This is a genomic window from Mesorhizobium sp. LjRoot246, assembly GCF_964254115.1.
In the GTDB taxonomy this organism is placed as follows: Bacteria; Pseudomonadota; Alphaproteobacteria; order Rhizobiales; family Rhizobiaceae; genus Mesorhizobium.
In genome coordinates this window covers 2,562,645-2,577,598 of sequence record NZ_CAXUSN020000001.1, presented here as the reverse complement: position 1 = coordinate 2,577,598, position 14,954 = coordinate 2,562,645, and the positions used below count along the sequence as shown (strand labels likewise).

12 protein-coding genes are annotated in these 14,954 nt (G+C 62.7%); 3 read left to right on the top strand and 9 right to left on the bottom strand.

Annotated elements, in window-relative coordinates:
- Positions 1-77: 77 nt before the first annotated feature.
- From ACSQ3L_RS12435 to ACSQ3L_RS12405, 7 genes are all read right to left on the bottom strand, one after another.
- Positions 78-758, bottom strand: a complete 681-nt coding sequence (locus tag ACSQ3L_RS12435; protein ID WP_436160212.1) for a PadR family transcriptional regulator — start codon at positions 756-758, stop codon at positions 78-80.
- A gap of 139 nt (positions 759-897) precedes the next feature.
- Positions 898-1,266, bottom strand: a complete 369-nt coding sequence (locus ACSQ3L_RS12430) for a thiol-disulfide oxidoreductase DCC family protein (protein ID WP_436160211.1) — start codon at positions 1,264-1,266, stop codon at positions 898-900.
- The gene (locus ACSQ3L_RS12425) at positions 1,267-2,331 is read right to left on the bottom strand and encodes a DMT family transporter (protein ID WP_436160210.1); all 1,065 of its coding nucleotides are present in this window, start codon (positions 2,329-2,331) and stop codon (positions 1,267-1,269) included. It abuts the gene before it with no gap.
- Positions 2,332-2,428: 97 nt separating this feature from the next.
- Positions 2,429-2,722 (bottom strand): GYD domain-containing protein, encoded by a 294-nt coding sequence (locus ACSQ3L_RS12420; protein WP_436160209.1) that lies wholly within the window; start codon positions 2,720-2,722, stop codon positions 2,429-2,431.
- A 194-nt stretch (positions 2,723-2,916) separates the two neighbouring features.
- Entirely contained in the window at positions 2,917-4,938 is a 2,022-nt protein-coding gene (rpoD, locus tag ACSQ3L_RS12415; protein WP_436160208.1) for an RNA polymerase sigma factor RpoD, read from the bottom strand.
- Between the two features lie 409 nt (positions 4,939-5,347).
- On the bottom strand, positions 5,348-7,285 hold the full coding sequence (gene dnaG / locus ACSQ3L_RS12410) for a DNA primase (RefSeq protein ID WP_436160207.1): 1,938 nt from the start codon (positions 7,283-7,285) through the stop codon (positions 5,348-5,350).
- 143 nt (positions 7,286-7,428) lie between these two features.
- A complete protein-coding gene (locus ACSQ3L_RS12405) occupies positions 7,429-7,797 on the bottom strand; it encodes an RcnB family protein (RefSeq protein WP_436160206.1) in 369 nt (122 codons plus the stop codon).
- 396 nt (positions 7,798-8,193) lie between these two features.
- On the opposite strand from ACSQ3L_RS12405, the gene ACSQ3L_RS12400 reads away from it, so the two are divergent.
- Together ACSQ3L_RS12400 and ACSQ3L_RS12395 are read left to right on the top strand one after the other, a co-directional pair.
- Positions 8,194-9,858 (top strand): Na/Pi cotransporter family protein, encoded by a 1,665-nt coding sequence (locus ACSQ3L_RS12400; RefSeq protein ID WP_436160205.1) that lies wholly within the window; start codon positions 8,194-8,196, stop codon positions 9,856-9,858.
- 132 nt (positions 9,859-9,990) lie between these two features.
- Positions 9,991-10,947, top strand: a complete 957-nt coding sequence (locus tag ACSQ3L_RS12395) for an IS481 family transposase (RefSeq protein WP_436160204.1) — start codon at positions 9,991-9,993, stop codon at positions 10,945-10,947.
- On the opposite strand, the gene ACSQ3L_RS12390 is transcribed toward ACSQ3L_RS12395, so the two are convergent.
- A protein-coding gene (locus ACSQ3L_RS12390) for an IS630 family transposase (RefSeq protein WP_436160203.1) occupies positions 10,944-11,905 on the bottom strand; the annotation gives its coding sequence in 2 pieces (ribosomal slippage) (positions 10,944-11,564 and positions 11,567-11,905; 960 coding nt in all). The genes ACSQ3L_RS12395 and ACSQ3L_RS12390 overlap by 4 nt on opposite strands.
- A 428-nt stretch (positions 11,906-12,333) precedes the next feature.
- Complete coding sequence (locus ACSQ3L_RS12385; protein WP_436158411.1) at positions 12,334-13,497, bottom strand: IS4 family transposase; 1,164 nt, start codon at positions 13,495-13,497, stop codon at positions 12,334-12,336.
- 241 nt (positions 13,498-13,738) lie between these two features.
- Between ACSQ3L_RS12385 and ACSQ3L_RS12380 the strand changes: the two genes are divergently transcribed.
- Complete coding sequence (locus tag ACSQ3L_RS12380) at positions 13,739-14,923, top strand: MFS transporter (protein WP_436160202.1); 1,185 nt, start codon at positions 13,739-13,741, stop codon at positions 14,921-14,923.
- Positions 14,924-14,954: the final 31 nt, after the last annotated feature.

Below are 14,954 nucleotides of genomic sequence, written 5' to 3'. Positions count from 1 at the left end.
TAGCGTGGCGCGGGATGAATTTCACTATCGGTCCTTGGCCCACCCGGCAAGGGCTGCGTCTGGCTGTCCAGGAGACGTTACCTGTGCGACAGCGCTTCCAGGGCCTCGGCGGCGGCCTCGAGAATGGCGATCGCCTCGGACTGCTTGTCGGCCGGGGCATCGACGAAGTCGCCCAGGGCCGCGCGCAGCCGGTGGCGGACAGCCCGGAATTCGTCGCGCGCTTCCGAGCGTCCACCACGGCCGCCGCGGCGTCCGCCCTCTTCGCTCTCGTCGTTCCAGCCGAACCAGTCGCGCGCCTTGGCCATCTTGCGGCCGAAGCGCTCGAGATGGTCGAGCACACCGTCGATCATCTCGCGATTGTCGGCGAGATGCGCCTGTCCAGCCTCGGTGATCGAAAACACCTTCTTGTTGCCGTCGGCGGCGGAGGAGGCATAGCCGGCCTCTTCCAGGAAGGTCAGGGTCGGGTAGACCACGCCCGGGCTCGGGCTGTAGATGCCGCTGGTGCGCTCTTCCAGCGCCTTGATGATGTCGTAGCCGTGGCGCGGCGCCTCGGCCAGCAGCGACAGCGTGATCAGCTTCAGGTCGCCGTCGGCCAGCATACGCCCGGCGCGGAACATGTCGCCCGGACCGCCGCGTCCGCCGCCACGACCACCGTGCCCGAACGGGCCGAACCCGCCGCCCCCTCTGCCACCAAACTTGCCGGCCATATGCATGAACATGCGCTCGCCGAAATGATTGTGCCCAAAATGTTTGTGCATTGATTGCTCCTTAGAGTTATATCTTACGATATATCTTAATTAGGCTCGCCAGCCACCAGAGTCAAGATATATCTTACGATGTATCTGAGCGAAGCACCAGCCACTCGGACCGGCCATTTCGAGCGGCGGCGGCGACGGGCTACCAGCGGCCCTTGCGCCGGTTCCAGGCATAGAGAAGATCGGCAAAGCGATCATAGGCAAAGCGTGTCAGAGGCAAGGCAACCGGATTGCCGAACAAGGTCGCCAGCCAGCCCTCGCCGGGCGTGACCTTCCAGACGGCGATGGCGACATCGGCGCCGACCAGCAGCTTGCCCTTCGCGTCGGTTGCGTGCAGCCGGCGGCGGATATCCTCAAGCGAAGCGCCATGTCCGGCAAGCGCTGCCGGTTCAAAGTTGATGTCGCGAAATTCGATCCTTCCGGCCTTGACCGCTTCTATCAGCCGCCGCTTCTGCCGGCTGATGCCGGCATCGCAGACCGGGCAGCGCGTGTTGTACCAGACGGTCAGCATTTATCCGTGGCCATGCCTATGGTGCAGGTCGGGATAATGCGGATGCCGGTGGCGCATCGGCGCATGCCGGTGCCAATGCGAATGCGGCTCGCTCACCGGCCCGTCATGATGGTGCTGGTGGTGCTCGTCATGCACATGGCTGTGCTCGTGTTCCAGTTCCTCATGGTCGTGCTCGTGCTCATGGCGTTCCGACAGATGCAGCCACAGGCCCACGCCCATCAGCAGCCCGGCGGCCACAAGCTTGAGCGTGACGGCGTCGCCCAGGATAGCGATGGCCAGCAACGCGCCGATAAAGGGAGCGAGCGAGTAATAGGCCCCTGTCCGTGCGGTGCCCAGATGACGCAGCGCCACGATGAACATCACCAGGCTGACCCCAATGCCGAAGAAACCGACGGCCGCGATCGCCGCAATGACCGACGCCGGGGGAAACAAAGCCCCGCCGGCAAGCGCCAGCCCAACATTGACAACCCCTGCCACCAGCCCTTTGAGCATGGCGATCACCACCGGGTCGGTGGCCGAGATCCTGCGCGTAAAATTGTTGTCGATCCCCCAGGCCAGACAAGCCCCCGCCACCAGCAGGGCGCCACGGTTGAAAGCGATGCCCTCACCTTGCCAGGACAGAAGAACGGCGCCCGCCAGAATGGCGAAGGCGCCCAGAAGCAGGCGCCGGTCGACATTCTCGCGATAGACGAGCCAGGCGATCGCCATCGTCGCCAGCCCTTCCAGGTTGAGCAGCAGCGCCGAACTGGACGCCGTGTTGAAGCTCAAGCCGAACATCAGCAGCACCGGCGCGATGATGCCGCCCATGCCGATTGCCAGTGCCAGCCAGGGAATATCCCGAGCGGTCAGCTGCGCTTCCCCGACCGCGGCCTGCCTGCCCCGAAGCAGGCGATACAAAGCAAGGCCGAGACCGGCACCGAGATAGAGCAGCCCGGCCAGCATGAAGGGATTGACGCCATCGAGCAGCAGCTTGCTGAGCGGCGGCGTCGCCCCGAACAAGGCGGCCGAGCCAAGCGCGAGCGGCACGCCGGGCCAAAGATGCGAATGGGAATGCGGTTCGGACATGGCCATATCCTAGCGCACGTCACCCAAAAGTGCGCAGCGGTTTGGATGACGCCATGCACAAACAATCCGTTTCAACCCGACGCGCTTTTTACGGGCTCTATCCGAGCGAGGTGATGATCTCGCGGTAGGCCAATTCGGGGAACGCCTTCAGCGTCCGCGTCCTGACATTGCCGGCCGCCGCCAGCATCAGCGAGAAACGCGCCAGGACCGCGTCGTCGGGCGCTTCGACCATCGCCACCATGTCGTATTCGCCCATGGTCAGGTAAAACGCCTTGAACGATCCGCCCATGTCTCCCAGCTGCTTCCTGGCGGCGTCGAGCCGCTTCGGTGACTCGCGCACGTTTCTGGCGCCCTGCTCCGTCCAGTTCATCAGCACGATGTAGCTTGTCATGGCACACCTCCCTCCGGGGCCACGGAGCACGGCGGCTTCACCGGGGCGGGCATCCGGGTTGTCGCCCAGAAAATGCATCCGATGCGAAATTATCCTCCCGAAGGGCGCGGTCCGCAAGAGGGCGATCGTGAGGGCGATCGCGAACGAAAAAGGGCGCCATCGGCGCCCTTGAACTCGTTTGCAGTCGATAGGTCTCAGCTATCGAGGAAGCTGCGCAGCTTGCGCGACCTGCTCGGGTGCTTGAGCTTGCGCAGCGCCTTGGCTTCGATCTGGCGGATACGCTCACGGGTGACCGAGAACTGCTGGCCGACTTCTTCCAGCGTGTGGTCGGTGTTCATGCCGATGCCGAAGCGCATGCGCAGCACGCGCTCCTCGCGCGGCGTCAGCGAGGCCAGAACGCGCGTGGTGGTCTCGCGCAGATTGGCCTGGATCGCCGCGTCGATCGGCAGGATCGCCATCTTGTCCTCGATGAAATCGCCCAGATGCGAATCCTCCTCGTCGCCGACCGGCGTTTCGAGCGAGATCGGCTCCTTGGCGATCTTCAGCACCTTGCGCACTTTTTCGAGCGGCATGGCGAGCTTTTCGGCCAGTTCTTCCGGCGTCGGCTCGCGGCCGATCTCGTGCAGCATCTGGCGCGAGGTGCGCACGATCTTGTTGATCGTCTCGATCATGTGCACCGGGATACGGATGGTGCGCGCCTGGTCAGCGATCGAACGGGTGATCGCCTGCCGGATCCACCATGTCGCGTAGGTCGAGAACTTGTAGCCGCGGCGGTATTCGAATTTGTCGACCGCCTTCATCAGGCCGATATTGCCTTCCTGGATCAGGTCGAGGAACTGCAGGCCGCGATTGGTGTATTTCTTGGCGATGGAGATGACGAGGCGCAGATTGGCCTCGACCATTTCCTTCTTGGCGATTGCCGCTTCGCGCTCGCCCTTCTGCACCTGGTTGACGATCTTGCGGAATTCCAGGATCGAGATCGCCGTTTCGGTGGCGAGGTTCTGGATCTCGGCGCGCAAGTCCTTGATCGCATCCTTCTCGTTCTTGGTGAATTCCTTCCAGCCGCGCGAGGTCAGATTGCCGATCGAGCGCGTCCAGTTCGGATCGAGCTCCGAGCCCTGATATTCCTTCAGGAACTCCTCGCGGCGCACGCCGTAGCTTTCGGCGAGCCTGAGCAGCTTGCCTTCGTTCTGCACCAGGCGCTTGTTGATGTCGTAGAGCTGCTCGACCAGCGCCTCGATGCGCGCCGTGTTGAGCGACAGCGACTTCACCGCCTTGATCAGTTGGTCCTTCAGTTCCTTCAGCCGGCGGTCCTGGCTGGGCGACAGCGTGCCGGCGGCGGCCAGCCTGTTCTCGACCTGCTGGTCCTGCAGCTTGCGCAGCTTCTTGTAGGTGTCGGCGATGACGTCGAGCGTCTCCATCACCTGCGGACGCAGTTCGGCTTCCATCGCCGCCAGCGACAGGCTCGCTTCGTCCTCGTCTTCCTCATCGTCATCCGTCAGCCCGCGCGTATCGGCGCCGACATTGGTGACGTCGTCTTCGTCGTCGCGCGAACGGCGCGGCTTGTCTTCGACCTTGGCTTCCTCGATGCGCTCGACCACCGGTGCCTGCTTGGCCTCGGGACCGGCATAAGTGGCTTCGAGATCGATGATCTCGCGCAGCAGTATCTTGGATTCGTTGAGTTCGTCGCGCCAGATGATGATGGCCTGGAAGGTCAGCGGGCTTTCGCACAGACCGGCGATCATCGTCTCGCGGCCTGCCTCGATGCGCTTGGCGATGGCGATTTCGCCCTCGCGCGACAGGAGCTCGACCGAGCCCATCTCGCGCAGATACATGCGCACCGGATCGTCGGTGCGATCGGTCGGTTCTTTCTTGGTGGTGGTGGCGGCGACCGCGGTGCCGGTCTGCTCGGCCAGCTCGTTGGCGTCTTCCTCGGCATCGGCCGCGGTGTCGGCGGCCTCGGGCTCCTCGCCCTGCTCGTCGTCCTCGACCACGTTGATGCCCATGTCGGACAGCATCGCCATCGTGTCCTCGATCTGCTCGGAGGTCACTTCCTCGGAAGGCAGCACCGAATTCAGCTCGTCCATGGTGACATAGCCGCGCTTCTTGGCGGCCTTGATCATCTTCTTGACAGCATCATCGGAAAGGTCGAGCAGAGGGCCATCGGTGGCGCCTTCGCGTTCGGTTTCGACCTCTTCCTTTTCCTTTGTCGCCATAGTCTTTTTCTTCTCCTAGCGGCCGAACATCAAAGCCGCGTAAGCTGTCGGACCAGTCAAATCGGATGCGCTCGCTTAGGAACGCGCTTCACCGGGCCAGTAACTGCATCAACTCATTTGTTGGTGCATGTCGTTGCCCCAAAGCCGGTTTCACTTTTGGGCGACATGCATTAAGTCCAGATTAACCCTGATATCTGTGGCAGGCAGGCTGCCTGTCCAGTGACCAGTACCTCACATCGCTTATTTCCCGTCGACGCGGGCTCGGGTTAACGTTTCGAATCGTCCTGATTCCGCCATTCTGCCAGAAGGTCAAGCGCCTCTCGCATGATTCGCATGAAAAAAGCGAATCAATTACCCGACTTAGCCCGTTACGCGCCATTTGGACGCGCACCAACGCCTTCGCTTCAAACTAAGCTCGCCCAGCCCTGCCAGAGGAAACGCCAAATCCTTCGATCAGCGCTTCCGTGGCCTGTACATCCTGAAATTGCGCCTGAATTTCGATCAGGTGCCGGTAGTTTTCGTCTGTGGGATCGGTGGCGAGCGCCGCTTCCGCCTGTTTCAGCTCCTTATGTAAGGTGCGCGCGCTGCGCTGCAAGTGCAGCGCCTGGCTGAAAGCGTCGCGGGCATCGTCAAGGGCAGCGGTCTCCAGCGCCGGCCATTGCCGCATTCGGCGGATCAGGCCGACGGCCCGCTCCCAGATCTCGGCGCAGCCGGCGCGTTCGATCGTCGCGATAACCGCCTGACGATCATTGGCCATGTCATGCGCCATCGCGTCGAGGATCGCCGCATGCAGCCGCCTCAGATCGGAGTTGGCGAGATCGAGAAATTCGATATGGGCAAAATTCTCGTCGATCAGCGCCGGATGGTTGACCAGTGCGACGATGATCGTCGCCTCGCGCACCGACATCCCCTCCCCGCCACGCTTGACCAAAGCCGACTGGCCGAGGCTTTCGGTGATCGCGATGCGGCCGCCACCGCTCTTGGCGAACTGTCCGCCGGGTGCGGGCGTTTTGCCCTGCCCCGGTTTCCAGTCCTGGCGGCCGCCTTGCCTGGTGCCGCGTTGCGAGCCGAAGAAGCTCAACACGCGCTCGCGCATCTCCTGTTGATAATGGTAGCGCAGGCTTTCGTCGCGGATGCGGCTGGTCAGTTCGCGCAGCGTCTTTTCGAGCTCGGCCCGCCGCTCCGGCGTGTCGAAGACGCCGCCGGCCGTCTCACGCATCCACAACAGATCGACCAGAGGCCGCGCATCGGCCAGGACGCGACTAAAGGCATCCGGTCCTTCGGCCTTGACCAGGTCGTCGGGATCCTTGCCTTCCGGCAGCAGCGCGAAGCGCGCCGAGCGCCCGGCCTGCACCGACGGCAGCGCCATGTCGGCGGCCCGCCACGCCGCCTTCAGCCCGGCCTTGTCGCCGTCGAAACACAACATCGGCTCCGGCGCCATGCGCCAGAGCAGTTCGAGCTGGTTTTCGGTCAGCGCGGTGCCGAGCGGCGCCACGACATTCTCGAAGCCGGCCTGCGCCAGCGCGATCACGTCCATGTAGCCTTCGACGGCGATGACGGTGCCGCCCTTGGCCAGAGCCTTGCGTGCGCGGGCGAAATTGTAGAGCACATTGCCCTTGTGGAAGAGCTCGGTGTCGGGCGAGTTCATGTATTTGGCCAGCGCATCCGGCTGCAGCGCGCGGCCGCCGAAGGCGATGATCTTGCCGCGCGAATCCGGGATCGGGAACATGATGCGGTCGCGGAACCAGTCATAGGAAACCGGGATGTCGTCGCCGTGGCGCACCAGTCCGCAGGCTTCGATATCGGCTTTCGGGACGCCCTTGGCGGCGAGATGCTCCTTGAGCGCATTGCGGCTGTCGGGCGCAAAGCCGAGCCGGAACGATTGCTGTGTCGCCGGCGTCAGCCCGCGATCGCGAAGATAGGCGCGGGCTTTCGCGCCTTCCGGCCCTTGCAGCCGTTCCTGGAAGAAGGCGGTCGCCATCTCCATGACATCGGTCAGGCTGGCGCGTTCCTTTTCGCGCCGCTCCTCCTGCGCATCGCGGACCGGCATCGGCACCCCGGCCATGTCGGCGATCTTCTCGACCGCTTCGGGAAAGCTCATCCCGTCGAGTTCGGTGAGGAACTTGAAATGGTCGCCCGAGACCGAACAGCCGAAACAATGGTAGCGGCCCTTCTTGTCCTCGCAGTGGAAGGACGGGCTCTTCTCGCCATGGAACGGGCAGCAGGCCCAATAATCGCCGCGCGGCGCGTTGGTCTTCTTTCGGTCCCACGCGACGCGCAGGCCGATAACCGATGAAATCGGCACGCGGTCGCGTATCTCGTCGAGGAAGGCGGGTGGAAAGCGCATCGGGGAACTCGTTTCCCGATTATATAATCATGCCCGCGAAATCCGACGACCCCTAATGCGGACCATACCCGGTTTCCACAGGCCCAAAAAAGAAAGGCGGCCGTTGCGGGCCGCCTTCCTTCCAATATCCGCCTAGGTAGCGATCAGTGCGCTGCAAGCGCGCCGAAGATGACGCCGGAGAGGACGCCGACCAGCACATAGTCGTTGCCGACGCGGATCCATTCCTGGCCACGGCCGGGACGATGCAGGCCGTAGCGGCCGTAGTCGCGGATCGGCCGATGCTGGCGCCAGCCGGAATATTTCTGGCCGCTGCGCCAGTGGCTGCGCTTCACGACGATCTTTTTGTTCACGACGCGCTTCCTGACGTCGACATGCTTGCCGGGCTTCTGCCAGTCGACCTGGCTGTAATTCGACTGCGGCGCATTCGGCGCGTTCAGCGGTGCGGCGTGGCCGGTGAGCGACGTGGCGGCCAGCATCGAGAAAGCGAGGACGGAAAGGACAATGCGTTTCATGGGAAGTCTCCTTGGTTGTCGATGCCCCGAGGAATAGTGGCCCATCGATGAACCGAAACTGAACGCACGCATTACAATTATGTAATGAATTCCCTTGCTTATCCAAGAGAGTTGAACATCGTCGTAAAGGCAGAGGTCGGGCGTGGCAAATCCGGCCGATCCACCGCTTCACAGCGGCCTGGCAATGCAACCATTTACGCGTCCGTCCATTTTCCGACACCGCCTGTCGCGCCGCGGCGGCCCCTTGAAGTCGACAAGATTTTATTACCCGGCTAAAATATTCGAGCTATTATCGACCACTGCCATGAATGCCATGAACATGATTCGTAACCCCACTTTTCATCCCGCTCGCCACGCCAAACAGGACGCGCGTCCTGTTTGCACAGAGGCGGCGAAATGAGCGGTTCCGTCGTCCTTCTGCACCTGGCCGGCGCCGTGGCGCTGATGCTGTTTGCCACTCGCATGGTCAAGACCGGTGTCGAGCGCGCCTATGGCGACGTACTGCGCCATCGTCTGCGCGCCACCATGCGCAATCCGATCATGGCGGTGCTGGCCGGCACCGGCCTCGCCATTGCCCTGCAAAGCTCGACCGCCGTCACGCTATTGGTAGGCTCCTTCGCCGGCTCCGGCATCGTCTCGGGCGCCGCGGGCCAATTGGCGGTGCGCGGCGCCGAGATCGGCTCGGCCCTGGTGGTCAAGCTGCTCACCTTCGATCTAACCTTGCTGGTGCCGCTGTGCCTGATCACCGGTACGGTGATGTTCATGGCCACCGAGCGGCGCGACTGGCGCCAGACCGGCCGCATCCTGGTCGGCATCGGCCTTCTGATCCTGTCGCTGGAGATGATCGGCCAGGCATCGGAGCCGCTGCGCAACAGCCAGCTCATGCCGGTCATCATCAACTACTTCTCGACCGACTCCATCACCGCCTATCTGCTGGCGGCGCTGATCACCTGGCTGTTCCAGTCAAGCATCGCGGCGGTGCTGTTGATGGCGACGCTGGCCGGTCGTGGCCTGATCACGCCTGAACTCGGCGTCGTTCTCATCCTGGGCGTCAATCTCGGCTCTTCGATCATTGCGCCGATGCTGACCCGCTCGTCGAGCCCCGAGGTGCGCGTCGTGCCGATCGGAAACCTCTTGATGCGCGGGCTTGGCTCGCTGGTCATGCTCATACTGGTCATGATCTTCAGGCCTCACTTCGCCTTTCTCGGCTCGACGGCGGCGGGCCAGATCGTCAACGCTCACATCCTGTTCAACGTGCTGATCCTGCTCGCCGGCCTACCACTGGCAGGCTTCGTCTACCGCGCCTCGGAGAAGATCGTCGCCCTTGGCACCAAGCCGGTGCCGGCCAGCACGCTCGACGTCATCGAGCTTTCCGCGCTCAACGAGAGCGCGCTCGACGTACCGAGCCAGGCGCTGGCCAACGCAACCCGTGAGGTGGTGCGGGTCTGCGAGACGATCGAGATCATGCTCAAGCGTATCATCGAGCTCTATGAGAGCGCCGACCCAGACAAGATCAAGGCGCTGGCCGCACTCGACGACCGCGTCGACCGCAGGCACGCGGCGATCAAGCTCTACCTTGCCAAACTGACCAGGAACGCGCTGACCGAGGACGAGGCGCTGCGCTGCCAGGAGCTGATCGGCGCCTGCGTCAAGCTTGAGCAGGTCGGCGACATCATCGTGCGCAACATGCTGGTGCATGTGAAGAAGAAGCTCGAGCGCGGGCTGGAATTCACCGACGAGGGCTGGAGCGAGCTGAGCGCCTTCCACAGCTCGGTGCTGGCCAATGCGCGGCTTGCCTTCAACGTTCTTGTGTCGCGCGATCCCGAGACCGCCCGCCAGCTGGTGCTGGAAAAGGACCAGTTGCGCGACCGCGAAAAGGAAACCAGCGCCAGCCATTTCGTGCGGCTGCGCGATGGCACCGCCAAGAGCGTCGAGACCAGCTCGATCCACCTCGACACCATCCGCGACCTGAAGCAGATCAACTCGCTGCTCGCGTCGATGGCCTATCCGGTGCTCGAGGAGCGCGGCCTGCTCACCGGCTCACGGCTGAAGGCGAGTTGAAGAATAGCAATCTCCTCACGAAGCCTTCGGAGAGAGGAAGGACGCTAGATGTGAGCTTTCAGAAGGTTGTCCATTCGGACCGGACCGAGGAGACTGGAGTTACCAGGCTTCAGCACTCGTCGGAGGGTCCGAATGAACATCCATAAGAATGCCCGTCTCACGCCGCTGCGTCGAGAGGAGATGGCGCTGGCGGTGATAGAAGGCGGTTTTTCCAAAGCCAATGCGGCGCGGACGTATGGTGTGTCGGCGAAGATCGTGGCGCGCTGGGTCGAGCGCTACAAGGCCCAGGGCAGCAAAGGCATGGCCGACCGTTCGTCGCGGCCCACCGTCATGGCGAGCATGACCGAACAGGCCGTGGCCGATCGCATCGCGGCCTTGCGCCGAAGGCGGCTGACCGGCAAGCACATAGCCATGGAGGTCGGCGTGTCGCCCGCCACCGTCAGCCGGGTTCTCAAGCGTGCTGGACTGTCGCGGCTCAGAGACATCGAGCCGGCCGAACCGGTCCGACGCTACGAACGCGAGCATCCCGGCGACATGATCCACATCGACATCAAGAAGCTCGGGCGATTTGAACGGGTTGGCCACCGCATCACCGGCGATCGCACCGGCCAGTCCAACAGTCGCGGCGTGGGCTGGGAGTTCGTTCATGTCTGCATCGACGACGCTTCGCGCGTCGCCTTCTCGCAAATACTGCCCGACGAGCGCAAGGAAAGCGCCATCGCCTTCCTCAAGGCAGCGGTGGCCTATTATGCCAGCCTTGGTATCTCAGTCGCGCGCGTCATGACCGACAACGGCTCCTGCTACAGATCGAAAGCCTTCGCCAGGACCTGCCGCGAGCTTGGCCTCAAACATATCCGCACAAAGCCCTATACGCCGAAGACCAATGGCAAGGCAGAGCGCTTCATTCAGACCGCGCTCAGGGAATGGGCCTACGCCATTGCCTACCCGACCTCCGATCATCGTGCCGGAGAACTTCCCGTCTGGCTGCACCGATACAATTGGCATCGACCGCACGGCAGCCTAAAGTCCAAAACACCAATCAGCCGCCTCGGCCTAACCGAGGACAACCTGTTGAGGTTCCACAGCTAGAGCGGGATGAATTTAGGTTGGGCATAGCCTGCCTCTGTGAAGTAATTTCTGCATTCGGTTGGAGTGACGGTGCCGAGGATTTGGCCGATGGCGTCACAGACGGTCTCAACTGTTCGCTTGGCGGCCTTGCGCAGCCAATGCTTGAGCTTGGCGAAGAGCTTCTCGATAGGGTTCAGATCGGGCGAGTATTTCGGCAGGAGGAACAACCTGGCGCCGGCCGAGCGGATGGCGCGGCGCACGGCCTTGCCCTTATGTGAGCCAAGATTGTCCATGATGACGATGTCGCCGGGCTTGAGGGTTGGGACAAGAACCTCATCGACATAGAGCTGGAAGCGCTCGCCATTGATCGGTCCGTCGATCAGCCATGGTGCTTCGACACGGTCGTGGCGCAGCGCCGCCAGGAAGGTCATGGTCTTCCAGTGGCCGTGCGGCACCTTGGCTTTGATCCTCTCGCCGCGCGGCGCCCATCCCCTGAGCGGGGCCATGTTGGTCTTGGTCCAGGTCTCGTCGATGAACACCAGGCGGGAAGGATCGATGCGGTCCTGATACTTGGTCCACTGCGCCCGCCGGCGCGCCACATCGGGGCGATCCTGCTCGGCCGCGATCAGCGTCTTTTTTTGTGACTGAGCTTCTCGGCGTGGACGAACTCCCACACCGAGCGATAATCGACCTTCAAGCCGCGCTCGCCAAGTTCGGCCACAAGGCCACGCAACGTGAAATCAGCGGCCCGGCAGCGCAGCAACAGCCACTCCCGATGCTCTCCGACAATGTTCTTGGGCCTGTGCCCACCCATCTTGCCGGGCGCAAGACTGCTCGTCTCGCGCAAGCGGCTTACCCATCTGATGACGGTGCTGATCCCAACCTCAAAGCGCACTGCCGCCTGCCGCCGCGACAGGCCATCCCGCTCAACTGACGCAACAACCCGTTCGCGAAGATCCATCGAATAAGGCTTGCCCATCCATGCTGGCCTCCTGATCCAGCCAGCAGGTTGAATCAGATTTGCAAGCCTAAGGGAATCCCCGCCGATTCAGCCTCAATTCATTCCGCTCTAGTCGAAATAAGGTCGCGCCCTTCCTCTACCCCGTCGATCGGGGGAGAGGTGTCGAGCGAAGCTCGACGGAGTGGGGGTCGACCGGCTCGGGCTCGTGAGTTAAAGCCAGGGCGATGCCTCTGGTTATGTTCACCTACCCGAGGTTATTGACTCCGATCGTGCTCGCTTGTCGGCGGCTGTACCTTCGAGGATGGGCTTCCCCCACTCCGTCGCTGCTTCGCAGCGCCACCTCTCCCCCCTCCGGAGGGAGAGGAAGGGAGCGCGCTTGGATAAGTTCGCGCGCTTCATCTACCCAGTCCATCTCCCCCACAAGGAGCAGGGCTGTCCGGGGAAAGTCATTCATAGGTGAAGCACATCTGGTTTGGGGAGTAATTGGGTTTTCGTTGACTTGGGTTGACGGGTGGCGGTTTGTCGATGGCGGCGATGTTTCGGCGCTCGAAGAGGCATCGGTTGACCAGATCGGTGAACCTGAGGATTGGCATGGCGATACGGTAGGCGCGAGCGGCGATGCGCAGCAGCGCATAGGCGACCATGGCGGCGAAGAGTTGCAGGCGGATGGCATTGTCGTTGTTGCCGAGGAACTTGCGGATTTTGAGATGCTGCTTGATCCAGCGAAACAAGAGTTCGATCTGCCATCGGCCTTTGTAGAGCTGTGCGATCTCGACGGCGGTTCGCTTGAGGTCGTTGGTCAAGAGCGTGATGGTGTCGCCGTCATTTCGCTTGAGGATGAGCCGGCGCAACGGGATTGCCAGTTTGCTGTTGGTTTTGCTGGCAAGACTTACGTTGGCATCCTCCAGGATGGTGAAGCCATCACCCTGAGTTTGGGCGATGCGACGCTGGCGCTCGACCTTGAGACCCATATTGGATTTGGGCCGCGTGACGAAGAAGGCCTTGGCGGTGGCGATCGCCGTCCACCAGCCGTAATGGCAATAGCCCTTGTCGAACACGTAGGTGGCGCCCTTCTCGATGGTGATCGTGCGGCCGATCTGGGCATCGTTGACGTTGGCATCGGTGATGTCGAGGACGCGCGGGCAATCGCTGTCGGGATCGTAGACGACATGCATCTTCATGCCACGAATGCGGCCGTTCGACTTGGCCCAGGCGCAGGTCTTGCCGAGCGGAATAGGCGTGGAATCGATCAGCCGCAGCATGGCCGTGCCCTCACGGCGCGTCTGCCGGTCAAGTTGGCCGGCAAGCAGACCGAAAGTCTCGGCAAAGAGACCAACGGGGCGGCGGCGGTTGGCATCCGACAAGGTCGAGCGGCGCAACCGGTCGGTGCCCAGATGATAATGGTGCTGGCAGTTGGCGTTCCAGCCGGCTTCCAGGCTACGCAGGCTGTCGGCGCCACTGAGCTGCGCATAAACCAGCACCATCAGGTGGTCCCAACTCTTGAACGACTTGTCGTAGGCATCCCCGTCATGGCTATCCACAACCGTCTGAAAGCCGCGCCGATTGATCGGTTCAACCAGCTTGCCAAGAATGCTAGGTGTAAAGCGCATGCTCCGTTCCCTTTCTGAGTCTCGACAACCAGAAGGTAGACGGAAAACCGCCGTCTTACGGGGCATGCGCATGCGGCATTTCGATTCAGCTGACGTTTTCCCCGGACAGCCATGCACAAGGAGGGAGATTGGCGCTTCATCGCCGCGCCCCATTGAAGAAAAGCTAAACTCGCGACAAAAATTTCTGGATTGCCCGCAAAGCCCATCCGTGGTTTGAGGCCATTCCAGCTAAGGCCTTGCCATGTCGCTTCCGCTCATCGCCCTGTTCATTGCCGCTTTTGCCTTTGGCACCACCGAATTCGTCATTGCCGGCGTGCTGCCGCAAGTGGCGGAGGGGCTCGGCGTCTCGGTTCCGTCGGCCGGCTATCTCGTCTCCGGTTATGCCTGCGGCATCGCCATCGGCGGTCCACTATTGGCGCTCGCCACCAAGTCGCTGTCGCGCAAGAGCTTGCTGCTCGGCCTCGCTATCGCCTTCACCATCGGCCAGGCGGCCTGCGCGCTGGCGCCCGACTTCACCTCGATGCTGTTGTTGCGCATTGCCGTTGCGGTCGCGCACGGCGCCTATTTCGGCGTCGCCATGGTCGTCGCCGTCGGTCTTGTGCGCGAGGACCAGCGCGGCATGGCGGTTGCCGTCATCCTGTCCGGCCTCACCGTCTCCAACGTCATCGGCGTGCCGGCCGGCACCGCGATCGGCAACATCTGGGGCTGGCGCGCCACCTTCTGGGTGATGTGCGCGCTCGGCGTGGCGGCAACGCTTGCCATGGCAGCGCTGCTGCCGCACACCACCGGGTCGTCGGCCAAGCCGGCCGGTCTCGCCCGCGAGGTCCGCGTGCTGGCCCGGCAGCAGGTCTGGACCTCGCTGATCCTGATGTTGATGCTGATGATCGGCCAGTTCGGCCTGTTCACCTACATCACGCCGACTTTGCTCGAAATCACCGGCCTTGATGAAAACCTGGTGCCGTGGGTGCTGCTGCTCAACGGCGTCGGTGCAACGCTTGGCGTCTTCCTCGGCGGCAAGCTCTCCGACTGGAAGCTGATGCCGTCATTGATCACCATGCTGGCCCTGCAGGCTGTGACGCTGGCCGTTATCTATGCCGTCAGCCCCTATCCCCTGCCAATGATCGTGGCGATCGTCATCTGGGGCGGCCTCAACTTCGCCATCGGCACGCCGATCCAGACCCGCATCCTGGCCTGGACGGCAGACGCCTCGAACCTCGCCTCGTCGCTCATTCCGTCCGGCTTCAATGTCGGCATCGCGCTTGCCGCGTCGCTGGGCGCCGCGATGCTGAACAGCGGCCATGGCTATCGCAGCCTGCCGCTGCTCGGCGCCATCGCCATGCTGGTCGCCGTCGCGGTGGCGCTCGCTTCCTATGTCTGGGAAGGGCGCAGCAACGCCACGCCGCCGCTGACGGCACCAGCGGAGTAGATCACGATCCGGAAAAGTGGGCGCCGGTTTT